The organism is Marinobacter sp. R17, from assembly GCF_003789045.1.
Taxonomy (GTDB): Bacteria; Pseudomonadota; Gammaproteobacteria; order Pseudomonadales; family Oleiphilaceae; genus Marinobacter_A; species Marinobacter_A mangrovi.
This window is the reverse complement of sequence record NZ_RHGZ01000001.1, coordinates 325813-348297: the sequence shown is the minus strand read 5'-3', so window position 1 is coordinate 348297 and position 22485 is coordinate 325813. Positions and strand designations below refer to the sequence as shown.

22 protein-coding genes are annotated in these 22485 nt (G+C 62.1%); 9 read left to right on the top strand and 13 right to left on the bottom strand.

The window, feature by feature from the left end; all coding sequences use genetic code 11:
* Nucleotide 1: 1 nt before the first annotated feature.
* On the bottom strand, nucleotides 2–1297 hold the full coding sequence (egtB, locus tag EB809_RS01675) for an ergothioneine biosynthesis protein EgtB (protein ID WP_123632894.1): 1296 nt from the start codon (nucleotides 1295–1297) through the stop codon (nucleotides 2–4).
* A gap of 225 nt (nucleotides 1298–1522) precedes the next feature.
* On the opposite strand from egtB, the gene EB809_RS20905 reads away from it, so the two are divergent.
* Nucleotides 1523–1693 carry a hypothetical protein gene (locus EB809_RS20905; RefSeq protein ID WP_190294801.1) on the top strand — a complete coding sequence of 57 codons (171 nt, stop codon included), beginning with the start codon at nucleotides 1523–1525 and terminating at the stop codon, nucleotides 1691–1693.
* A gap of 8 nt (nucleotides 1694–1701) precedes the next feature.
* Here the strand turns inward: EB809_RS20905 and EB809_RS01670 are convergent, their stop codons facing one another.
* Entirely contained in the window at nucleotides 1702–2793 is a 1092-nt protein-coding gene (locus EB809_RS01670; protein WP_123632892.1) for a DUF2156 domain-containing protein, read from the bottom strand.
* Between the two features lie 300 nt (nucleotides 2794–3093).
* Between EB809_RS01670 and EB809_RS01665 the strand changes: the two genes are divergently transcribed.
* The gene (locus EB809_RS01665) at nucleotides 3094–3726 is read left to right on the top strand and encodes a hypothetical protein (RefSeq protein ID WP_123632890.1); all 633 of its coding nucleotides are present in this window, start codon (nucleotides 3094–3096) and stop codon (nucleotides 3724–3726) included.
* Nucleotides 3675–4748, top strand: coding sequence for a murein L,D-transpeptidase (locus EB809_RS01660; RefSeq protein WP_123632887.1), 1074 nt, complete (start codon nucleotides 3675–3677; stop codon nucleotides 4746–4748). The genes EB809_RS01665 and EB809_RS01660 overlap by 52 nt, the downstream gene beginning before the upstream one ends.
* A 12-nt stretch (nucleotides 4749–4760) precedes the next feature.
* On the opposite strand, the gene EB809_RS01655 is transcribed toward EB809_RS01660, so the two are convergent.
* Nucleotides 4761–5966, bottom strand: coding sequence for an MFS transporter (locus tag EB809_RS01655; protein WP_123632885.1), 1206 nt, complete (start codon nucleotides 5964–5966; stop codon nucleotides 4761–4763).
* 263 nt (nucleotides 5967–6229) lie between these two features.
* Between EB809_RS01655 and EB809_RS01650 the strand changes: the two genes are divergently transcribed.
* Nucleotides 6230–7135 (top strand): neutral zinc metallopeptidase, encoded by a 906-nt coding sequence (locus tag EB809_RS01650; protein ID WP_123632883.1) that lies wholly within the window; start codon nucleotides 6230–6232, stop codon nucleotides 7133–7135.
* A gap of 24 nt (nucleotides 7136–7159) precedes the next feature.
* On the opposite strand, the gene EB809_RS01645 is transcribed toward EB809_RS01650, so the two are convergent.
* The gene (locus tag EB809_RS01645; protein ID WP_223807761.1) at nucleotides 7160–10012 is read right to left on the bottom strand and encodes a mechanosensitive ion channel domain-containing protein; all 2853 of its coding nucleotides are present in this window, start codon (nucleotides 10010–10012) and stop codon (nucleotides 7160–7162) included.
* Nucleotides 10013–10126: 114 nt separating this feature from the next.
* Nucleotides 10127–10819, bottom strand: coding sequence for a pseudouridine synthase (locus tag EB809_RS01640; RefSeq protein WP_123633042.1), 693 nt, complete (start codon nucleotides 10817–10819; stop codon nucleotides 10127–10129).
* Nucleotides 10820–10989: 170 nt separating this feature from the next.
* On the opposite strand from EB809_RS01640, the gene EB809_RS01635 reads away from it, so the two are divergent.
* Entirely contained in the window at nucleotides 10990–12195 is a 1206-nt protein-coding gene (locus EB809_RS01635; RefSeq protein ID WP_123632882.1) for a M48 family metalloprotease, read from the top strand.
* Between the two features lie 40 nt (nucleotides 12196–12235).
* Here EB809_RS01635 and EB809_RS01630 read toward each other — a convergent pair whose 3' ends face one another.
* From EB809_RS01630 to EB809_RS01620, 3 genes are read right to left on the bottom strand one after another with little or no spacing between them, the layout of a single operon-like run.
* Nucleotides 12236–12673 carry a RidA family protein gene (locus tag EB809_RS01630; RefSeq protein ID WP_123632880.1) on the bottom strand — a complete coding sequence of 146 codons (438 nt, stop codon included), beginning with the start codon at nucleotides 12671–12673 and terminating at the stop codon, nucleotides 12236–12238.
* Entirely contained in the window at nucleotides 12657–13595 is a 939-nt protein-coding gene (locus EB809_RS01625) for a sigma-70 family RNA polymerase sigma factor (protein WP_123632878.1), read from the bottom strand. Before EB809_RS01625 ends, EB809_RS01630 begins: the two co-directional genes overlap by 17 nt.
* Before the next feature lie 15 nt (nucleotides 13596–13610).
* Nucleotides 13611–14099: a carboxymuconolactone decarboxylase family protein gene (locus EB809_RS01620; RefSeq protein WP_123632876.1), complete on the bottom strand. Its 489-nt coding sequence runs from the start codon at nucleotides 14097–14099 to the stop codon at nucleotides 13611–13613.
* A gap of 160 nt (nucleotides 14100–14259) precedes the next feature.
* On the opposite strand from EB809_RS01620, the gene EB809_RS01615 reads away from it, so the two are divergent.
* The gene (locus EB809_RS01615; protein WP_123632874.1) at nucleotides 14260–14751 is read left to right on the top strand and encodes a GFA family protein; all 492 of its coding nucleotides are present in this window, start codon (nucleotides 14260–14262) and stop codon (nucleotides 14749–14751) included.
* A gap of 149 nt (nucleotides 14752–14900) precedes the next feature.
* A complete protein-coding gene (locus EB809_RS01610) occupies nucleotides 14901–15923 on the top strand; it encodes a class I fructose-bisphosphate aldolase (RefSeq protein ID WP_123632872.1) in 1023 nt (340 codons plus the stop codon).
* Between the two features lie 9 nt (nucleotides 15924–15932).
* Here the strand turns inward: EB809_RS01610 and EB809_RS01605 are convergent, their stop codons facing one another.
* The 3 genes from EB809_RS01605 to EB809_RS01595 all read right to left on the bottom strand — a co-directional run bounded on the left by EB809_RS01605 (nucleotide 15933) and on the right by EB809_RS01595 (nucleotide 19841).
* Complete coding sequence (locus EB809_RS01605; protein WP_123632870.1) at nucleotides 15933–16508, bottom strand: GNAT family N-acetyltransferase; 576 nt, start codon at nucleotides 16506–16508, stop codon at nucleotides 15933–15935.
* An 89-nt stretch (nucleotides 16509–16597) separates the two neighbouring features.
* Entirely contained in the window at nucleotides 16598–17227 is a 630-nt protein-coding gene (locus EB809_RS01600) for an HPP family protein (RefSeq protein ID WP_123632868.1), read from the bottom strand.
* Nucleotides 17228–17405: 178 nt separating this feature from the next.
* Complete coding sequence (locus EB809_RS01595; RefSeq protein WP_123632866.1) at nucleotides 17406–19841, bottom strand: putative bifunctional diguanylate cyclase/phosphodiesterase; 2436 nt, start codon at nucleotides 19839–19841, stop codon at nucleotides 17406–17408.
* A 177-nt stretch (nucleotides 19842–20018) separates the two neighbouring features.
* On the opposite strand from EB809_RS01595, the gene EB809_RS01590 reads away from it, so the two are divergent.
* Nucleotides 20019–20285, top strand: a complete 267-nt coding sequence (locus EB809_RS01590; protein ID WP_123632864.1) for a DksA/TraR family C4-type zinc finger protein — start codon at nucleotides 20019–20021, stop codon at nucleotides 20283–20285.
* On the opposite strand, the gene EB809_RS01585 is transcribed toward EB809_RS01590, so the two are convergent.
* Nucleotides 20282–21172, bottom strand: a complete 891-nt coding sequence (locus EB809_RS01585) for a patatin family protein (RefSeq protein WP_123632862.1) — start codon at nucleotides 21170–21172, stop codon at nucleotides 20282–20284. The genes EB809_RS01590 and EB809_RS01585 overlap by 4 nt on opposite strands.
* Before the next feature lie 291 nt (nucleotides 21173–21463).
* Here EB809_RS01585 and EB809_RS01580 point away from each other — a divergent pair, with 291 nt between their 5' ends.
* Nucleotides 21464–21745 (top strand): hypothetical protein, encoded by a 282-nt coding sequence (locus EB809_RS01580; protein ID WP_123632860.1) that lies wholly within the window; start codon nucleotides 21464–21466, stop codon nucleotides 21743–21745.
* A gap of 57 nt (nucleotides 21746–21802) precedes the next feature.
* Here EB809_RS01580 and EB809_RS01575 read toward each other — a convergent pair whose 3' ends face one another.
* On the bottom strand, nucleotides 21803–22402 hold the full coding sequence (locus tag EB809_RS01575) for a CBS domain-containing protein (protein WP_123632858.1): 600 nt from the start codon (nucleotides 22400–22402) through the stop codon (nucleotides 21803–21805).
* Nucleotides 22403–22485 lie beyond the last annotated feature (83 nt).

Genomic DNA, 22485 nt, shown 5'->3' with positions numbered 1-22485 from the left:
TTCAGCCTCCATTCCGGGCCAGACGTAAACCGCTGAACTGCCAGCGATCCGGTGGGTAGAAGAAGTTTCGATAGCTGGAGCGCACCTGGCGCCGATCGGTGACGCAGGAGCCGCCGCGAAGCACCAGCTGGTTGCACATGAACTTGCCGTTGTACTCACCGATGGCCCTGGGAGCCGGCTGGTAGCCGGGATAGGGACCGTAGGCGCTGCTGGTCCACTGCCAGATGCTCCCGAACAGGGTGTGAATGTCGGCCCGGCCCGGGTGATAGCGGCCCCGCTCGACGAAGTGGGCCGTGTCGCGGGCGGCGTCGGCTTCTTCCTGTGCCGCATACTCCCATTCGAACTCCGTGGGCAGGCGGGCCCCGAACCAGCGGGCAATCGCATCCGCCTCGTAACCGCTCAGGTGGCAGGCGATGCCGTCCGGGTCGAGCGGTTGCAGGCCATGCAGCGTGAACTCGAACCAGGCGTCGTCCTGGCGGACCCAGTAGAGCGGCTGCGTGGTGCCGGTGGTCTGGATGTGGGCCCAGCCGTCGGCCAGCCAGAGAGACGACTGGTGATAACCGCCGTCGCGCATGAAGGCCAGTACGTCGGCGTTGGTCACGGGTCGACTGGCCAGTTGGAAGGGCTCGAGGAAGACCCGGTGACGCGGCGTCTCGTTGTCGAAGCAGAAGCCATCCTGTGGTGTCGTCCCGATCTGGCGAATACCGCCGGAAAACGAATGCCAGGCGAGTTCCGCTGCCGGAGAGGCATCCTCAACGGCCGGCGCCTCGGTATACGTCGGAAACAGCGGATTACGGGCGAGGTTGTACTTGAGGTCGGTGAAAAACAGTTCCTGGTGCTGCATCTCATGTTGCAGGCCCAGTTCCGTGCGCGCCGCAACGGTGGCACGGTCCGGGAGGTCGCGGCTCAGGAGCTCGTGCATCGCGGTATCGACGGCATGCCGGTAGGCATAGACCTCCTTTACCGTGGGCCGCGACAGCAAGCCGCGCTGCGGCCGGGGAAACGGATCGCCCACGCCGTTGTAATAGGAGTTGAACAGATACTCGAAGCGCGGATGGAACGGCGTGTAGTTGGGGAGGAAGGGCTTGAGCAGGAAAGTTTCGAAGAACCAGGTGGTGTGGGCCAGGTGCCATTTGGCGGGGCTGGTTTCCGGCACGGCCTGGAGGCCGTAGTCTTCGATTTCGAGTGGCGCACAATAGCGCTCAAAGCGACTGCGGACATCATCGTATTCGGCGTGCAGCGCATTCTGGAGCCGGGTAGAGATCTCCCGATCAGCAAGCTCGCTGTGTGTCGGCATGGTGCACTCCTTTGCAGGGGCATCGTGGGGTAAATGAGGTTATGTCATTAACCGTCGCCGACATGGCATTCGCATGACAGACCAAGCCGGCGAGTCTTCCCGACTGCCGTGTTGCAGGAAAACACTTGAGGACATCTACCCAGCATAGCTGGGCTGGCGGCGTTCAGCCGTTCCGACCAGTCTACTCACGTCCCTGGTTCTTTAAAGTTACGCAGCCGTCAGGTCATGGATCTTTTTCGGGATGGAACGGTTAGAGGCGGGGAGAGCCGGGATGCCCGGAGCGGCCGGGTGTGCGTCGATGCCGGGCTCAGCGACACCATGCGGGTCTGGCTTCTGCTCGCTGCGTTTGCGGACATTGCACCGGCCCGGGGCGAGGCCCGGACCGGCTGTGATTGAATAATCCGTCAGAGTCTCAGGGCCGTGTCGCTGGCCCATTGGGTCGACAGGGACAGCACACCGGTGCCCTGCAGGATCGACCAGGCGATACCCAGTACCGAGCTGCTGTCGGTCGCGATGTACCACTTGGCTTCGCGAGCCCGGTAACGGCTCTTGTGGTAACCCAGCGCGCGGAAGGCATAAAGCCGGTTGCCGCGGTTGTAGAGGAATTGGGCGACCCGGCGGATCATGGGGCGGTCATGGCTCATTGCCTCGATGTTGTAGAGCGGGGCAATGCCCAGTGAGACTTCGTTGACGCCTTCCTCACGAAAACGCTCCATGGCCTGCAGGATGATGTAGTCGAGCAGGCCGGTCGGGGCCCGTTCCAGATCCTGGCGCAGGATGTTGGCGGTGTAGCCGGCCACACGGCCGTCGCGGAAATAGGGGTCGAAGAACACATAGCCCGCCAGTTTGCCGTCCAGGTAACCGTAGAACTTGCGGACCCCCCATTCCTCGCTCATGACTGGCGGGCGTGTCAGCAAGCTGAGTTCCCGGGTTCCCACGGCCTTGGTGCTGCGCCACTGGCTGGAAATGGTCGCAACCTGGTAGGCGTCCACTTCGTCCCAGGCCTGTTCCTGAACCGTCACCGGACTGCGTTTATGAAGGTTGGCGGCATGGCGCAACTGCTTTTTGTGCTTGCCGGCCAGTGAGAATTCGGTCAGGTCGATGCTGAATTCGGTGCCGAACTCGTTGATGCGGAACCCCAACGTGGCAAGATCCCGGCTGACCGCGGCATCGATCCCCACGAACAGATGGCGGCCGGGCACCTGTTTCAGGAAACGGCCGAGCAGCCAGGAACGCGCTTTGGGATCGCAGACCGGATTGGCGAAAACGATATTGAACCGGAACCCGGGAATGCGCACGACCCGGTAGGCAATGAATCCGATGCTGCGTGCGCCGAAGCGCGGTGTGTCCTGTTGCAGTGTGAAATAGGCGCTGGACTGGCTGCCGTAACGGGCCAGCAGGGCCTGACAATCCGCCAGGGTCAGGTTGCCGTCGCAATCTTCGTTTGGCGAAAAGGCATCATGCAGTACCGTCGAAGAAGAAGGTAGCGAGGTCATGGACTTGAACTTCCTGTTTCGTGTTGGTCGTTTTTTGATCTTTTTCTTTATTTTTTACACCGGCCTGTTTCAGGCGTATACCTCCAATCCGTTCCGATTGCCGGATTCATGACCAGCCGCACACTATTGGATCAAATCACTGAAATATTAAGATTATTGATTGTTGGACAATAGGATTTAATCGATTGGCGAGCTTTAAGGGTCCCGCTATGCTGTAACGCAATGGCAAGATCCGGGCGGATGCCCGGTCAGGGACGACAGGCAACGGTAACCATGGGGGCCGGTAAACGGAGTTGTTGGATGTACAAAGGATTAACGGCAAGTGTTGTTGTGGTGCTGCTCATCGTGGGGCTGGTTCCACCGGCCGGGGCAGACGAGATGTTACGGCAGCGGCTGGAAGCGATTCAGGCGGGCTATACGGTGGCCGCCGGTGGTGAGCCCCTGGTTGCGACCGCCGCACTGAGCGATTTCTACGAATCTCGCGGCTACACCCCTGCCCGGACCCGGCCCGAGCTGCGAGACGACTGGATGAGCGTGCTGGCCGGTATCGCCGGCGACGGTCTGATGCCCGACGACTACCACGCCAGGGCACTGGCCGAGCTGCAACAGGACAGCGAGACAGAACACTCCCAGGAGGCCCTGGCGGATCGGGATTTGTTGCTTTCCGACAGCTTCCTGTTGCTGGCGTCGCACCTGCTCGATGGTAAAGTCGATCCGGAAACGACCGACCCCGAATGGCAGGCCGAAAGGCATCAGCGCGAGCTCTACCAGATGCTGTCCCAGGCTTTGGATAGCGGCAACCTGGTGGCCACCGTCGACGCCTTGAGACCGACCCAGACGGGCTACCAGGCCTTACGCAGTGCCCACGCCGATTGGCGGCCATGGCCAACATGGAGTGGCCGCCGATTCCCGCCGGACCGTCCATTGAGGTAGGGGATCGCGATGACCGTTTGCCCGTCATCCGGCAACGCCTGCGCCTACTGGGGGATCTCAGTGACGCGGAGGCGGACGAGCCGGTTGCGGATGTCTTTGGCGACCGGCTTGAACCGGTGATCCGCGCCTTCCAACGCCGGCATGGGCTGACGGACGACGGCATCATTGGCGGCAAGACCCTGGCGATGGTCAACCTGAGCCCGGCACAGCGGCTCGACCGGGTAGACCTCAATATGGAACGGTGGCGCTGGTTGCCGGACAGACTGGGGCTGCGTTACGTCCTGGTGAACATCGCAGCGTTCGAAATGGAAGTTGTGAAGGGCAATCAGGTGGTGATGCAAAAGCCGGTGATTGTCGGGCAGCCCTATCGGCGCACGCCGGTGTTCAGTGATCAGATCCGTTACCTGGTCCTGAACCCGACCTGGACCGTGCCCACCAAGCTGATTCTTCAGGACAAGCTGCCACAGATCCTGAAGGATCCGGGCTATCTGGAGCGTCTGGGGTTTGAAGTCTACGAAGGCTGGGGTGCCGACCGGCGCCGTGTGGATGCGGCAACCGTGGACTGGAGCCGGGTGTCCGCCCGGAACCTGCCGTATCAGCTGGTACAGGCGCCGGGGACGCAGAATGCGTTGGGGCAGGTGAAGTTCATGTTTCCCAACAAGTACGACGTGTACCTGCATGACACGCCCTCGCGGGAGCTGTTCCAGAGAACGGCGCGGACCTTCAGTTCCGGTTGCATTCGGCTCAAGGATCCGCTGGAACTGGCCGATCTGTTGCTGAAAGAAAAACCCGGGTGGGACGACGCTCGCATCGCCGCCGTGCTGGCATCCCGCAAGACCACGACGGTATTGCTCGACAACCCGATGCCGATACACCTGCAGTACTGGACGGCGTGGGTCGATGGTACCGGAACGCTGCAGTTCCGGCCGGACATCTACGACCGCGATCCGGCGGTGCTGGCCGCGCTGCACGAGTCACCGTCGGCAGGCACGGCCGCCCAGGCCCGACTGACCGGAGGCTGAGACGGCGACTGACTAGTCGGGTTCCGCCACCAGCTGCGCGCCGTTCTCATGGCGCCAGGCCATCATGAAGATGCCCAGCCCCGCAACGGCCATGACCGCACCGACGTAACCGGTGGACTGCCAGCCCAGACCGGCGGTAATCGCCATGCCGCCAAGCCAGGGGCCAAGGGCGTTGGCCACGTTGAATGCGGCGTGGTGAGACGCGGCCGCGAGCGTCTGGGCTTCATCGGCCACGTCCATCAGTCGCGTTTGCAGCGCCGGCCCGAGGGCGGACATCTGGGCGACCAGGAAGCAGATCAGCAGCAGACTCCACACCGATCCCGTGGCAAGCGGGAACAGCAACAGCATGCCGATGGCCCAGATCAGAAGCAGGCCCACGCAGCGGAACTGCAGGCGGTCAAACAGCCAGCCGCCGAGGATATTGCCGACAAAACCGCCCAACCCAAACACCGCCAGGGCGATGGGGATCCAGAACGGTTCCACCTTTGTCACGTTCAACAGGGTGGGCGCCAGGTAACTGAACACGCAGAACATACCGGCAAAGCCAATCGCGCCGATGGCGAGGGCGTACCAGAGCTGGGCGCCGCGGAAGGCCCGGACTTCATGCAGCGGGCTATTGCGCGGTTCGTCCCGGTTGAGGGGCAGGAAGAAAAACACCAGCACCGCGGTCAGGGCGGCGATGCCGCCGACAAACATGTAGGCGTAGCGCCAGTTCAGGGATTGGCCCAGCACCGTGGCCAGCGGGTTGCCGATCAACAACGCCAGCGTCAGCCCCATCATCACCCGACTGACCGCTTTGGCGCGCTGGTTGACCGGCACCAGCGAGGCGGCCACCAGCGCGGCGACCCCGAAATAGGCCCCGTGGGGCAGGCCGGCAATAAAGCGGAAAACCATCAGTGAGTCATAACCTGGCGCCAGGGCGCTGGCGACGTTCCCCAGCGCGTAAAACGCCATCAGCAGGATCAGCAGATGCCGCCGGAACAGCCGCGCGCCCAGGATGGCGAGCAGCGGTGCGCCCACCACAACGCCCAGTGCATAGGCGCTGATCAGGTGGCCGACTTCCGGTTCGCTGACGCCCAGGTCACTGGACAGGTTGGGCATCAGCCCCATGATGGCGAATTCACCGGTACCGATCCCGAAACCGCCCATGGCGAGTGCCAGTTCGATCAGCAATACCTTGAATTTTGAAAATTCATGCAATGGCGCCTGGGCCGACATGGTATCCCTATTGTGTCTGGAGACCCCGCAGTGATCGCGCGAGTGGGATCGGGGGCAAACATGGAAGTGAGTAGCTTACGTATTATCCGCATTGGGTGACCAAAGCGGTATAAGCGATTCCGCGAATGTAGGATGATCCGGTGCTCGCCGGTTTTTATAGCCATTTGGTCGTTGGTGGGCTCCGGCGCTGGGCTATAGTCAAAAGACACCCGGTTTTTTGCCGTCGGGCGATCCTTTCGGATGCGACAGGGGAGGCGACGGCCATGCGCTGGCGGGGTCGACAGCAGAGCAGTCATGTGGAGGACCGGCGTGGCGAAACCGCCGGGTACTCGGCGGCCGGCGCGGGCGGCATGATGCTATTGCGTTTCCTGCCGGCCCTGTTGCGCAGCAAGGTCGGGCGTACTGTCTTGATTGTTGGCGTCATCGTGTTTGTCGGTGCCCGTTTCATGGGCATCGATCTTCTGCCCATGCTGCTTGGCACCAGTGTGCCCACCACCCAGTCGCCCCGGGAACTGAGTGCCGCCGATCAGGAACTGGTGGAGTTTGTGTCCGTCGTCCTGGCGGATACCGAGCAAACCTGGAACGAGCAATTCGCGGCTCTGGGTGGGCGCTATCCCGAACCGACCCTGGTGCTGTTCTCGGGCCGGGTCAATTCCGCCTGTGGTCTGGCCAGTGCGGCGGTCGGACCGTTCTACTGCCCTGCCGATCAGCAGGTGTATCTGGACCTCTCCTTTTTCCACGATCTGAAAACGCGCTTTGCCGCGCCGGGTGATTTTGCCCAGGCCTACGTGATTGCCCACGAAGTCGGCCATCACGTGCAGACGCTGATGGGCATCAGCGACAAGGTGCGCCAGGCGGGGCAGGGACGCAGTCAGGCGACCGTGAACGCCTTGTCGGTTCGCCAGGAATTACAGGCCGACTGCTTTGCAGGCGTGTGGGGGCATGCCGCTCATACCGAGCGGCAGATGCTGGAAGCGGGCGACCTGGACGAGGCGCTGAACGCGGCCAGCGCCATTGGTGACGACCGCCTGCAGCGCCAGGCCGGCGGGTCAGTCGTGCCGGACAGCTTCACTCACGGCACGTCCGAGCAGCGGGTGCGCTGGTTCCGGCAAGGCTTCGACAGCGGCGAGATCCGCGCCTGCAATACCTTTGACGCGAATCCCCTTTAAAAGCCAGAACTAGGAGGCTGAGGTCTATTGAGCGGCGCTGTTCATGGGCGGTACCGGCGCGGCCGTCCGAATATGGATATCCCGCTGCGGGAAGGGGATTTCCACGCCGGCTTCGCGCAAGGCGCGGGTAATCGAGGAGTGCAGCTCGTGGGACAGGGGCATGAAGTCCATCAGGTCCCGGACAAACGCCCGAATCTCGAAATCGATACTGCTGTCGCCCAGACCCACGCAGAACACCGCCGGCGCCGGATCCTCCACCACCCGCTCGTTATCGAGGGTCACGTGATAGAGCTCGTCACGGACCTTGTCGACGTCCGAACCGTAGGCCACGCGCACCCGGATGATGACCCGGGTAATCGGGTCGGACAGGGTCCAGTTGGTCAGATCCTGGGTGACGAAGGTCTTGTTGGGGATGATCTGCTCTTTGCGGTCCCAGTCCATCAGCGTCGTTGCGCGGATGCGGATACGGGTCACGGTACCGGTGATGCCGTCGATCGTGACCGTATCGCCGACCCGGATGGGGCGCTCGAACAACAGGATAATGCCGGAGACGAAGTTGGCGACGATTTCCTGAAGACCGAAACCGAGCCCCACACCCAGTGCGGCCACCAGCCATTGCAGTTTGGACCATTGCAGCCCCAGCACGGCCAGGGAAATGCTCGCCCCCAGGAAAACGATGACGTACTTGGCGAGCGTCGTGATGGCATAGCCGGAACCCGGTTCCAGGTTCAGCCGGCTGAGGATCATGACTTCCAGGGTACCGGGCAGATTCCTGGCCGCGACCACGGTGCCGGCCACAAACAACAGGGCCACCAGCAGATCCCCGAGGGTGATCGGCATCAGATCCTCTTTCCCACTGCCCGTGCTGATGTTCCAGAGCGTGACGCTGTCGAACAGCTGCAGGGCCGGGATCACGTCTTTCCACATGAACCACAGGCCGGTCACCGCAATGGCCAGTGCCAGAATTCTCAGCAGCGACGTACTCTGTTGGCTGATGTCCTTGAGGTCCATCTCCGGCATGTCCAGGGCCGGTGGAACCCCTTCGCCGGTGGACTCGGCCGCCTCGCGTGCCTCGGCCATCTTGCGCTCGTTGGCCCGCTGTTCGAGCAGGCGCTCCAGGGTCAGACGCCGTTCCCGCACCGACAGGGCACGCAGACCGAGGTAGTAAAAGAGCATGACAAAGGCCAGCCAGCAGATGGAAATAAACAGGCTGCCCTCCAACTGGACGGCCGTATAGTGATAGCCCATCAGGGAGGCCAGGGCCAGGAGCATGGGTGTGGAGACGGCCAACCAATGCAGGAGGCGCAGCGTGCGGTTGTTTAAGCGGCGGTGGCGAACGGCCATCATGGTGCGATGCGCAAACGTCGCCAGGGCCGCCGACGCCACCAGGAACAGGATGCGCCCCAGGCTGTCCCGGTAGACCGATCCGTCAGGGGTCTCCAGCGTCGGCATGACGATGGTGATGGGAATCAGCACGGCCATCAGGATGGGGATTTCCCGGCGGATGCCCTGGAGGGTCTTCGGATTCCACTTGAAGTGGCGTTCCCCGAGGCCGGCTTGACGGGCCACCTTATGCACAAGATTCAGTAGCAACATGATGAAGGCGGCCGCGCCGAACCCTTTGGAAATGGCGCCGAAGAATTCGTTGCCCTCCTTGACCAGCAGCGTGCCCAGTGACAACAGCAGCACGCCGGGAAGGCACAGCAGCAGGCTGTAGAGCAGGGCCATCAGCGTCATGGGGAAGGCATCGTGTCCCACGTTGCCGACATATTCGCCGCTGTCGATCAACGCCTTACGGATCGCCCGACGCTTGACCAGCAGAGCCGCCAGCGCCAGCAACAGCAACGCCATGCGGAACCCCCGCTCGCCGATGGAGGCGCTGATCGCTGATTTGACCGAGGACCATTTGAAGGAAGACGCGAACCAGGCCAGCCCCTGGTAAAGCTGGTTAAAGGTGTCCTTGCTGACCACTTCGGCGCTGGGCAGCCAGAACAAACGCTGTTGCAGCAGCTCCTGGTAGGCATCGACCCGATCCCGCAGCTGGGTCACCGTGCCGTAGTACTCGTTGAGCACTTCGATGTGATCGGTCACGGCCTTGTGGAGCTGGCGCAGCAGGTCGGCCCGTTTCTGCCGCATTTGCCCCTGGGCGTTGTTGTCCGGGTTCATGACGGCTTCGTATTCTTCCAGCCGCAGCTGCTCTTCCCGGGCAGCGGAAAGCTGATCGCGAATGCCTTCGGTAAGCCCTTCGGCAATGGTCTGGCGGCGCAGGCGGTCAAGCCGCTGGCGCAGCAGGCGGGCATAGTCGTCCGTCAGGTTCAGGCCCGCTTTTTCCAGTCGCAGCTCGAAGCTCTTGTATTCGTCATCCAGGCGCTTGAGCAGGCTGTCGGCATAGGCCAGTCGCTCGCGGCTGTTCTCCAGCGCCACCAGGCGTTCATCCAGGGAGTTGCGCAGGGACTGGATCTGCTGGCGGATATCCGCCGTCCGTGCAGAAGGCAACTGGCTTTGCAGCGGTTTGCCGACGTTGTCGTCGATCGCCGGCTGTACCGGGTTGGGCGACGGCTTCGGCGGTGGCTGCTTGTCTTTGTCCTGTTTCTCTCCGGCCTTGTTCTCATTGTCGCTGGCTTGGCCTGATTCCCGGGACGACTCGGACTGGTCTTTCTGTTTGTCAGCGGACTGTTCGTCGGTACCGCCGTCCTGCTGATTCTGGTTTTCTGCGGCTGCTTTTTTTTCCTGCCCGGGGTGGGGCAGCAGGTCCATCAGCGACGATTGTGCGTGGGCGTTGGTGCCCCACAGGCACGTCATCAGGAGCAGGCAAAGCAGTACCCATATGGCTGGCGAAATCTGTCGGCGAGAGAGTCGGGGGTGTCTTAACGTCATGAATTGGAAGCGTCCTGTGCCCGGTTAGCCCCCATTAGTGTAACCACAAAGGCCGTCAGATGAGAGCCAGTACCGATGAACAGGTTGTCACGGACGACGTTTTTCAGTGTGACGTTAGCCAACCGATGCAATTTCATGACGGCTCAGTTGGCGGCATTCACCGGGAGCCAGAGACGGGTCCAGCTGTATTTCACCCATGCTTTCCCGGTGCAGGGCAACCACCCGGTTGCCGACCGCCGTAAACATCCGCTTCACCTGATGGTAGCGCCCTTCGTAGATCGTCAGGCGTGCTTCACAACGGCCCAGCTGTTCGAGCTGGGCGGGCGAGGTGGTCAGGCCTTCGTAGGGGAAGTAGATGCCTTCGGCAAAACGGACCGCCGTTTCCGGCGTGATCGGCTGCAGCGTGCGCACGTGATAGACCTTGGGATGCTTTTCCCGGGGCTCTGTGAGCCGTCGTGACCAGTGGCCGTCGTTGGTCAGGATCAGCAGGCCGGACGTGGCTCGGTCGAGCCGACCGCCAATGTGGAGTTGTGGCCGCAGAACCGGATCCACCAGGTCGAGCACCGTCGGGTGCGTTGGATCGCGGGTGGCGCTGAGGTAGCCGGCGGGCTTGTGCAGCATCAGGTAATGCGCCTCACGGGACTGCAGTACTGATTCATCCAGCGTGACCGTATGGAAACGGCCGACGGTGACGGTCGGGTTGCGTTCCGTGACGCCGTCCATCTCGACGCGACCGCCGGCAATGGCCTGGCGTGCGGCTTTCTGGCTGCTGCGGGTGTGTTTGCTGATGAACCGGTCGAGTCTCATGGCGGCCATTATGCCACGGGCAGGTGTCGGGGCCGCTGTCATTGTGTGAACGATACATCTTTTCACAAAAACAAGGGCTGTATTGGACTAGTATTCAACGCGATGCGCCGGCCGGAGTCGGTGCTGTGCTGGATTTAAAAAAGAAAACAAAGCATTCGAGGGATCGTTCAATGGATTTGGTTTACAAGCATGAGAAGCCGCTGTTCGTGATGGCGGCCGTCCTGTCCGGCCTGTTCTGGCTGGCGTTGGTGGTGGGCACGCTTGGCATCGCGCTGCTTTACCTGTTGCTGGGTTACCTGGTGTTCCTGTTCGCCCATTCGGCGTTTATTTCCCATCTCAAGGGTTCGGGCGTTCGCATCAGCGAGGAACAATACCCGGACCTGCACCGCAAGTTGGTGGCCAGCTGCGAGAAAGTCGGGCTCAAGAAGGTGCCCGAGGCCTATCTGCTGCGTGCTGATTTCTTCAACGCGCTGGCAACGAAGTTCCTGGGACGGCACTTCGTGGTGCTGTTCACCGACGTGGTGGACGCGCTGGACAGTCAGCCCGGTGCCATCGACTTCTACATCGGCCACGAGCTGGGTCACATTCATCGCAAGCACCTGTCCTGGCGTTCCTTCGTCATGCCGGCGTCGATCCTGCCGGTGCTGGGGCCAGCCCTGCGGCGTGCCGAGGAATACACCTGTGATCGCTACGGCGTGGCCTGCTGCGAATCTGAGGACGACATCAAGGCGGCGATTGCGGCCATAGCCGCCGGCGATACCCGCTGGAAAACCCTGAACGTGGACGCCTACCTGAACCAGGTGCAGGCCACCAACGGCTTCTGGATGTCCTTCAACGAGCTGACTGGCGACTACCCCTGGCTGAGCAAGCGCATGGCGGCCGCCATTGCCCTGCATCGTGGTGAAACCGTGCGCCAGCCGCGCCGTCATGGGTTTGCCTGGTTCCTGTCGCTGTTCGTACCACGGGTGGGCGGCGGTGCTGGTGGCTTTGCTTCACTACTCATCACCGTGGCGATCGTCGGTGTATTGGCCGCCGTGGCCATTCCCGCCTACCAGGACTACGTGGAACGGGCGCGGTACCAGGACGCCTACAGCCAGATGCAGCAGATCCAGGGTGACGTGAATCGCTACGTCCAGGCCAACAACCAGTGGCCGGCATCGCTGCAGGCGGTGGGCTACCCCAGCGAGATGGTCACCGGCAACCACTACGAAGTCGGTATCTACGACGACGGCATTCTCGCAGCCAACATGGGCACCGACAGCTTCGGCGAGCCCCAGTACCTGGTGCTGGAACCGGCCGCCACCGACAGAGGCCTGCAATGGAGCTGCTACGGGCAGAACGCCGAGGGCAAGTTCCTGCCACCGGCCTGCCGATAAGCCGCGACCAGTCGGGGTGTCTGGACGCCCCGGCTGGCTCTTACGACGGGTACGCTTCGACCGGCAACACCGCCGTGGCTTCCACCTCGAACAACATAGCGTCCAGGGCCAGGCGAGGGACTGGAATCAGGGTTTGTACCGGGGTCGGGTCAGATCCCCAGGCCTGCCGGATTTCCTCGGCCAATACGGCAAGTTTGTCTTCGTCATGATCGACCACCAGTGTCGTCAGCTTGGCGATGTCCGACAGTTCCCCGCCGGCGGCATTGATCGCCACTTTAAGATTGGCCAGCGCCCAGCGCACCTGCAGGTGAAAATCGCCCGGGAGTTCGCCGCTGGCGTTCTCACCACCCTGGCCGGCAACCAGGACCAGCCGGTTGCCCGGAGAAATCACGGCGAGATGTGAGTACCCGTTTTCCGTTGGATCGTAGAGTCCTTCCGGGTTGGACAGTTGCATCGGTACATCATTCTGGTGACTCATGCGGGAACCTCCCGTTATCGCTTTTCGAAGCGTTCATCAACGATTCTGGTACGAGATGCGCCAGGTGATCCAGCTTATTTGGATTGCGGATCACATAAATGTTGGTAATCCGACCGTCATGCAGGGCCACAGAGGTGGCCTGAAGCATTCCATCGGCCTCCAGCGTCAGGAACCCAGGCAGGCCGTTGATGGTGACCGGGCGGGACCAGCGGGGTGGTTGGCCTTTCTTGCGTGCCAGGCCTGCAAAGAAGCGGCTGATCCGGTCCGCTCCATAAATCAGTCTCAGGGCGGCCGAGCGGATACCGCCGCCATCGGTGTGCAGCACCACATGCTCGGCTAACACCGCTAACAGGGTTTGGGTGTCACCGGAGCGGGACGCGTTGAAAAAGGCCTCTGCCAGGCGCGCCCCCTGGTCCGGGTCGGCCGCGAAACGTGGACGGGCGGCTTGAACGTGGTGGCGTGCCCGTTTGGCCAGTTGGCGGCAGGCCGATTCGCTGCGATCCAGTGTCAGGGCCACTTCCCGAAAGTCCATGTCAAAGACGTCGTGCAGCAGGAACGCCGCCCGCTCCAATGGCGAGAGGCGTTCCAGGGCCAGCATCAGGGCGAAGGACACGTCATGAGCCAGATCGCTGATCGCATCCGGTCCATTGTTGTCTTGCACAACCGGCTCCGGCAACCACGGACCGACGTAGGTCTCCCGCTGGTGCCGGGCCTCTTTCCAGCGGTCCAGGCAGAGGCGGCTGACAACCGTCGAGAGGTAGGCCCGCGGGTTGTCGATATCGTCGGTGTCCATGCCGTGCCAGCGCAGGTAGGCCTCCTGCACCACATCCTCGGCGTCCGAAACGGTGCCGAGCATGCGGTAGGCCAGGCCTCGCAGGGCCGGACGATGGGGTTCGAAGTCAGCCGCAGATCCCTGGCTCATGAGATGATCCCTTGCTTACGCCGTTGCCTGGGACCGAACCGGCCCCTTGGGTGTGCGGGCGCCGCCGGTGGCGTGGACCCGACGGAAGCCGACGGCGATCCGGTTCCAGGTATTGATGGCGCCGATCAGTACCGTCAGCTTGACCAGCTCCGCTTCGCTGAACTGGGCGTTGGCCTGCTCAAAGTCTGCGTCCGGGGCGCCGGTGTCGGCGATTCGGGTCAGCGATTCCGTCCAGGCCAGGGCCGCCCGCTCGCGATCGCTGAACAGGGGCGATTCACGCCAGGCGGTCAGCAGGTGGAGGCGTTCTTCGGTTTCGCCGGCGTCCCGCGCATCCCGGGTATGCATGTGTAGGCAATAGCCGCAGCCATTGATCTGGGAGGCGCGAATCCGCACCAGTTCCACCAGAGAGTACTCCAGTCCGCAATCGTGGAGGTAGCTTTCCAGGTGAACCATCGCCTGTATGGCTTCCGGTGAAGCGGTAAAGGGGTTGAGTCGGGATTGCATAAGTGTGGCTCCTGTATGGTTGGATTCACCCATAAGACGAAACAGCCGGACTGAATGTGACATCGATAGACAAAAAACTTGATCGGGATGCCTTTTCTCCGGATGGCGGGCGCGTTAGCGTTAAGGCTGCTGTTCAATTTCTGCCAACCGGGAGAGGCCCATGAAACTCGATGGATCCTGTCATTGTGTTGCCGTTCGCTTTGCCGTGGAATCCGCGCATCCGTACCCGTTCAATCTCTGTTACTGCACAATTTGTCGCAAGACCGGCGGGGGCGGTGGCTATGCCATCAACCTGGGGGCCGACTACAACACACTGCGGGTCTGGGGCGAGGACAACATTACGGTTTACCACGCCCGGATGGCGGACGCCGAGACGGGCACCATCAAGGAAAGCTCCGGCCAGCGCCATTTCTGTAAAGTCTGTGGCAGTGCCCTGTGGCTATACGATCCGACCTGGCCGGACCTGGTGCACCCCCTGGCATCCGCGATCGATACCGAGTTGCCGGAGGCGCCGGAGCGCACCCATCTGATGGTGGCTTTCAAGCCCGAGTGGGTGCCGCTTAACCCCGGTCCGCGGGACAAGGTCTATGATGAATATCCGGAGGAATCCCTGGCCGAGTGGCACCAGCGACTCGGGCTGGAGGATCGCTGAACACCGGCAGCGCCGGCGTGAGGATGACGGGAGCATTACCGCTGTGTTGGATCTCTTGTCCCGCCGGTTGAAATGGGAAACGATCTACGGAGCCTCGGAAGCGAATCACAGGCTTTCCGAAGACCCATGGACACAAGGAGGGTTTCACCATGTCGAGTAGCGCTGAGCTGCAAAAAACCATTGAAGACATGATCGACGCCGAGCGCGGTATTCTCGCCGCCGATGAAAGCACCGGCACCATGAGCAAGCGGCTGGCCGCGGTCGGTGTTGAATCCACCGAAGAGAACCGGCGCTGGTACCGCACCATGTTGCTGTCCACGCCCGATGTCGGAAAGTACATCAGCGGCGTCATTTTCTATGAGGAAACCCTGGGCCAGAAGGACGACAACGGCACGCCGCTGGCGGAGCTGGCCGCCTCCCAGGGTATCGTGCCGGGTATCAAGGTCGATCAGGGCAAGGGCGATCTGCCCGGCGCCCCCGGTGACATGATCACCTACGGCCTGGACGGTCTTGCCGAGCGCCTGGACGGCTATAAGGCCCAGGGCGCGCGCTTCGCCAAGTGGCGCGAGGTGTATCCCATCACCGATCACAATCCCACGGCACTGGGGCTGACTGCCAACGCGGAAATGCTGGCGCGCTACGCCGCGGTCTGCCAGGCCGCCGGCATTGTGCCGATCGTCGAGCCGGAGGTGCTGATCGACGGCAATCACAGCATGGCGCGGGCTGCCGAGGTGAACGAGCAGGTCTGGCACGCGGTGTTCCATGCGCTGCACCAGCATGGTGTGGTCCTGGAACACATGATTCTCAAGCCCAGTATGGTGACGCCGGGCAAGGAACAGGGGCCGGCTGCGCCGGAAGACGTAGCGGAGATGACGCTGCGTATCCTGCGGCGCACCGTGCCGGCGGCGGTGCCCAGCATCAACTTCCTGTCCGGTGGGCAGACCTCGGAACAGGCCACCGCCAACCTGAATGCGCTCAATCAGTTGCGCGACCAGGCGCCCTGGCAGTTGAGCATGTCTTACGGCCGGGCGTTACAGGAGCATGCGATGAAGGCGTGGGGCGGCGATCCGGCCAACCGCGAGAAAGCGCAGCAGGCGTTCTTCAAGCGAGCCCGCCTGAACAGTCTGGCGCGTCAGGGGCAGTATCAGGCCCAGCAGGAACAGGCGGCCTGAGCCTACCGGTCAGACCGGTTTGGTCAGCAAAAACACCTTGCCCGTGTAGGGATAGCACGGGTGAGGCACCACGTCCCGCGACTCCACAATCTGGTAGCCCAGACGCTGATACAGGCGCAGGGCGCCAGGGTTCTGTTCGAACACTTCCACGCTGGCCAGTTCACAGCCGGCATCACGGGCCCATTCCGGCACCCGGTCCATCAGCGCCGTGCCAATGCCCTGACCCCGAAACGCGGGATAGGTGGCCAGCATGTTGATGTAGTAGGACGCCGGCACCTGCTGCTCCAGCGCCACCAGAGGGCGGATGAAATCCGGCAGGGTATCCAGGTCGTCGGCCTCTTCGGCTTCGGGGAGGCGATAGCCCAGCAGCATGCCGGTTACACGGTCCTGGTCGACAGCCAGATGGGCGTTTTTGAACGAGAAGTTCTGGTCTGCACTGGCCGCCCTCTCAGCCCCATACTCAAGGCTGCTCTGGTCAGGGCGCCGCGCCATCTCCCAGAAATAATCGGGAATGCCTTCACCGGCCATCAGGGCCAGTTCGGCAATGGCGAAACCGTGGTCGGGGGTTGCGTTGATAATGTCCATATCGGCCGATCCTGCGCCGTGCACTTTCTTCTGTTATAGCTCGGCCCACGCCAGCAGGCCAATCGAACGTGCTGGTGCTCGTGCCGGTATCAGCGAACGTTGTCCAGTGCGGCGTTTGGGGAGGTCTCGGGCGCATTTCGCCACAACGGATAGGGCAGACCGGCCAGCCGGTTGAGGGTAAAGGCTTGCAGCAGGAGCATGGTGACGCCCGCCATTAGCACCGGCAGCTGATCCAGGCCCGGCATCAGCCCTAGCGACACAATCAGGGCCGTGGCACCGGCCGGCGGATGCGGCACCCGCAGCCACACCATGGCAGAACCGGTTGCGCCCAGCGACACCGCGGCCGCGCCCACGCGCGCCGGATCCACGCCGGTCGCCATGGCCGATGGCGCGTCGGCGATTCCGAACAGGTGCAAGCTGGCGTAGCCCATCAGCGCGCCGATCAGGTGACCGCACAGGGTGTTGCGGGGGGAGGCCGGGGCGGCCATTGGCACGTGGAAGAGAATAAAGGCGGTGGCTCCGAGCGATGGGAAAATGAACGCCTGTTGGGTCAGTAGCGCGACAAACGCGATCAGGGCGATGCTGACGGTGCCGTTCAGAAAACTGAACGCCGTCATCACCGAGCGGTGACTGTAGCGCGCGGTCAGGCGCTCCAGGTGCAGGGCGCGGAGCACGCCTGACACCAGTTGCCAGCGCAGTCGTTCGTTTTTGATCCCCATTGATCAAGACCGGTTGGAAAAAGGTCGGCAACCATATGGCCTGATTTGGTGCAAAATCAAGAGGGCATTCGTGTGTCAGATGACAGACGTCATGTTAGAGCCCCTGATTGACTCCCGAGCACGCAGAGACGATTCAGGCGTTAATCAGAGGGGGCTTGGGCGTCGGGCCGATCCGGGATCAGGGCCAGCGGACCTGCTCCGTCAGGGGCGGCTCGTCTGCTGCTTCCGGGTGGGTATGGGGGAAGAGCAGTTCCCGGAAGCGGCAGGGCCGGTGCAGACCAAAACCCTGCAGGAAGTCGACACCCACGTCTTTCAGCAGGTCAGCGGCTGCGCCGTCCTCGACGCACTCGGCCACTGTCACCTTGTCCAGAGTACGGCTGATGTCGTGGATCGCCTGGACCATGGCCAGGTCGTTTCGATCCCGCGTGATGTTGCGGACAAAGGAACCGTCGATCTTGAGGCAGTCCACGGGCAGTTGGCGCAGATAGCCGAAGGAAGACAGGCCGGTTCCGAAATCGTCCAGCGCAAAGGTGCAGCCCAGTTTCTGCAGGCGTGTCATAAAGGATTTCACGTCCAACAGGTTATGCACCGCCGCGGTTTCCGTGATTTCGAAACAGAGCTTGCTGCCCGGAATGTTATGGGCGTTGAGTTCGCCGACAATGAAGTCCGCCAGATCCGGCTGGTCGAACGATCGCCCCGACAGGTTGATGTGGCAGGCATCGAGGGTTTCCAGGTGCTGGCGGGCCCGGGCCAGTTGACTGACCACCTCGCTGATGACCCAGCGATCGATTTTGTGGACGATGCCAAACCGTTCGGCGGCCGGCAGGAATTCGGCGGGTGACACCCGCTCGCCCTGTTCGTTGGTCAGGCGGACCAGGACTTCGTAGCGCAGGCCTTTCTTGTCATCCCGGGCCGGCAGGATGCGCTGGGCGTCCAGGTAGAAGCGGTTTTCCGTGAGCGCGGCCTGAATCCGGTTGAGCCAAGCCATCTCGCCGCGTTGCAGGTGCAGCTGGCGGTCGTCCGGGGTCGACACGTAAACCCGGTTGCGTCCGCCGTCCTTGGCCATGTAGCAGGCGATATCCACCGACCGCAGCAGGTCGCTGATATCCGGAGCCTCAGCGTATATCGGCACGACGCCGATACTGGCGCCGATGCTGTGGGATTGTTCCTCCCAGGTGAAGACTATGGATTCCAGCGCCTGCCGGAGCTTTTCTGTCACGTTGGCCGCCGTATCCAGGTTGCAGTTCTGCAGGATCAGGCCGAATTCGTCCCCGCCCAGCCGGGCCAGCACATCGCCTTCGCGCAGACGCGATTCCGCCAGCCGCGCGATTTCCCGCAACAGCTGGTCGCCGGCGGCATGGCCGGACGTGTCGTTGACGATCTTGAACTGGTCCAGATCGATAAAGCACAGGGCGTGTTCGGAGTGCTCGGATCGGGCCCGACCCAGCATCATCGCCAGGCGATGTTCAAACTCGCGTCGGTTGAGCAGACCGGTGAGGGCATCGTGAGTGGCCTGGTAACTCAGCTCTGAAGCCAATCGACGGGACTCGGAGATGTCTTCGAGCATGACGACGAAATAGGCGGCCTGCCCGGAGCGCCGATTGACCATGGAGACGGTCAGTCGGGCCCACAGGTGGTCTCCGCTGCCTTTTTGCAGGCGCTGTTCCAGCGTATAGCTGTCCATTCGGCCCCTCAGAAGGGCTTTATGAGGGCCGCTGCCCAGAGGCAGATCGTCCGGATGGATGCGCTCCATGACCGGCGAGTTGAGCAGTTGATCGTCCGGGGTGTCGAGGATCTGGCAAGCAGCCTGGTTGGCATCGATCACAATGCCCCGAGTGTCCACCTGGATAATGCCCACGGCACTCTGCTCGAAAATGGAGCGGAATTTCTGTTCACTGCTGCGCTGGATCTGCACCAGTCGGTTACCCAGCCGCCAGGCCACCAGGGCCAGCAGGATCAAAAACACCGCACTCACTACGGACAGGGCCGTCGAGGTCCAGCGCGCGGCTTCGCCCATGGCGGTGCGGAATCGCCGAGCATACACCTGCAACTGCTGATTGACCGCGTCCAGTCGCGCCCGGACCGCCTCGATCTGGGCCGGGTCTGGTCGGGATGTGGGCCAGGCTTCGGTAAGTGACTGGGTGATGCGGTTCAGTTCAAGCAGGTAGGGATCGGTGTCCCGCCAGGCCTCTACGGCTTTGCGGAACACGCCCACGTTGGAAAAGTAACGGTACAGCCAGATCATCCCGGCCAGGTCGTCGGGATGGTTGTCACCTCGCAGCATCCCCTGGCGAGCGGCCTCGTAGTCCATAGGACGTTGTTCCATCGCCAGCCGGGCGTCCATATCGCCGAGGGGGATGTCCAGCCACTGGCGGGCCAGGCGCAGATCCTCTGGATGCCCCTGGGCAGCGTAGTCGTCCAGGTGGGAAACAGCCGTCAGTTGCGCACGCGACCAGATGCCATTACCGCCGACGTAGCCTGTGATGGCCGACTGGATCTGGACCACGGATACGGTAAACGCCACCGCTGCAATTAACAGAATTATCAGGCTAATCACCAGTCCCGCGGTTTTCAGCCGATGGGGCCGTCTGCCGGGGACAGTCGTCGATGCCATTCAGGCCTCCTTGCATCAAGCGAGTGCTGCCACGTGTTGACCTGTCCAGCCAGCGCAGCACACCTATCAGTAAAACTGTAGTCGCTGATGGCAAGGTTTGCGGCGTTGTTGACACAAATTGACAGTTGGCCGAATGCGTTATGATAAAACGTCAGTCAGTTAACCGGGAGGTATATCATGGCCGGAGGATGGAGTCGGGATGGTGCCGTTCAGGACCAGATCGACAGCACGGTGGAAGATGCGCTGGAGCGGGCGCGCAGCCGGCTGCCCGCGGGTGAGAGCCTGACCCACTGCGAAGAGTGTGACGCGGAGATACCGAAGGCGCGACGAGAGGCACTGCCGGGTGTGCGGCTTTGCGTGAAGTGTCAGGAAGAACGGGACCGTGAAGAAGGCCCCGTTGCCGGCTACAACCGGCGTGGGAGCAAGGACAGTCAGCTGCGCTAACAGGCCTGGGGCAGCGGCTTCTCAAGGCCGGCCGCCGCCAGGTAGTCGCTGCCGGTTTGCATGCCCTGGCGATAGCCCTTATCCAGTTTGTCCGCGTCCGTAGTCAGCCGTCCGACCGGGAAATCCTCGGGCGGTGCTATCACCCGGACCCGACAGTCCTCGGGCGGATTATCGATAAAATCCAACGTGTCGTTGTACCGGTCGGGCCGGGTCCTGACGGCCTCGTAAAGCGCGGGATGCTTGCCGATCAAGGGGCGGATCAGTCCGGGAAAACGGCCGGGCTTCTTGCGGAAACCCTGGGGCTTGGACAGAACCACCGTGATATCCCGGGCTCCCTGTTCATAGGCCCAGCGGACGGGGATGGAGTCGGCAATACCTCCGTCGGTCATTGGCTCGCCTTCGATCTGAGGAAAGTCGCGGAAGGCGATCGGGATCGAACAGGACGCGGTAAACACATCGTGCAGGTTATTCCGGTCGATCTGGTAGTAGCGGGGCTCGCCGCTGTTGATGGCGGTGGTCGCGACCCACAACGGGATCGCCTGCTGGTGAAAACGCTCGAGATTGAGCCAGACGTCGGCGAAGGACTGCTGCCACAGCCAGCGCACATCACAGAGATGGCCACCGCGGAGGAACCGTCGCCAGTTGATGAATTCCGGCCGGCAGGCGTGATCGGTGATGACCCGGTAATTGCGACCAAAGTCCCCGGCCAGATAGCCAATCAGGTTGGTTGAGCCCGCCGAAACGCCGACAGTGAAATCCCAGGGCAGGTAATCGTTGGCCAGGAAGGCATCGAGCACGCCCGCCGCAAAAATGCCGCGCATGGCACCCCCTTCGACCACCAACGCCTGTTTCGACGTCGTTTCTCCAGATACCGCGTTGTCAGCCATGAGCATCTCCTTGCCTGGGTCTCGATAGCTATCATGCTAACGATTCGAGGCGGCCCGTGAAAATCGGCATTCGCTATGGCTGTGATGGATTTTTCCCCCGACAGATGACCGAGATCAACGGTCCCGGTCGTCAGAGAATGTCACTCGGGCGGGCGTCGATTCAGCAGAAGACGGCGGTGATTGGGCGGCGCTTTCAATTGATAAAACCTCGGGAGAGGCGCAATCTTTAATGGTGAAGACCGTCAGGCGAAAGCGCCCGGTCAGTGACGAACCTCCGAGGAGGTGAGCATCATGAACCGATCCAAACAACCCACCATAAAGACGACCAAGTCGACGACACGACAGGTGCCGGAATTTTACATGCCGGCCATGCCACCGGTGGCTTTGACCGAAGGTATGGATCACTGGTATCGCCTGTGGCGTAAGCGGCGCCAGTTACGGCACCTGCTGGTGCTGGACGATGCGGCTCTGGAAGCACTGGGACTCAAGCGGGATGACCTTGAGTGGGCGACGCACCGCCCCTGGCGGGAAGATGCATTTGCGGCTCTGCGTGAGCGCCGGGAGCACGCCTGACAGCGCGCCCCGGCATGAAGCGACCGGCCTCAGGGGCCGGGAAAGACCGCTGACGACTTACTCGAAGTGACCGTGAACGGCGTTCACGATGTCCGAGAAGGACCGTGCCCGGGCGCTGCTATCAAGGGCGATATGCAGCCGGCGGGCGACCAGGCTGGCGGAGATCAGGCCGCACAGGCAGGTGTTGCCAGGGTTTTCGGCGTCGTCCTCGAACACCAGGAAGTGGTCGGATTTGGTCCGGTTGAAGGTCTCCACCACATCGCCGATCCGCATGTCGTGCAGGTTGCGGATATGGATGCTCGGGAATTCGTTGGCCGGATGCATGATGTCACGCACCTGGACTTCTTCCACACCGACACCCATGCCGTGGGCCTTGGACATCGCCTTCTTGCCCAGGATGTCTTTCAGGGAAATGATCCCGATAAACTCGCCCACACGATTAACAACCAGCTTCAGGGGGACATCCGCCGTTTTCATCAGCACACGCGCTTCAGGAATATGAAGATCGGCGCTGATGGTGGCTGGACGCTTCTTGCGGAAATCCCGCATCACGGACGTGGCCGGGTCATCCGGCGTCAGTTCCGGGGACAGGTTGGGCTCTACAATACGCTGGCTGCCAATGACTTCACTGGTGGGTAATGCACGGTAATTCATCATAAAAACAATCACTCTCAATTCGATGTCGTTGGAGTCCGGCAGACGCCATCGGGACGTCACAGAACCGGAACGGGCATTCACGG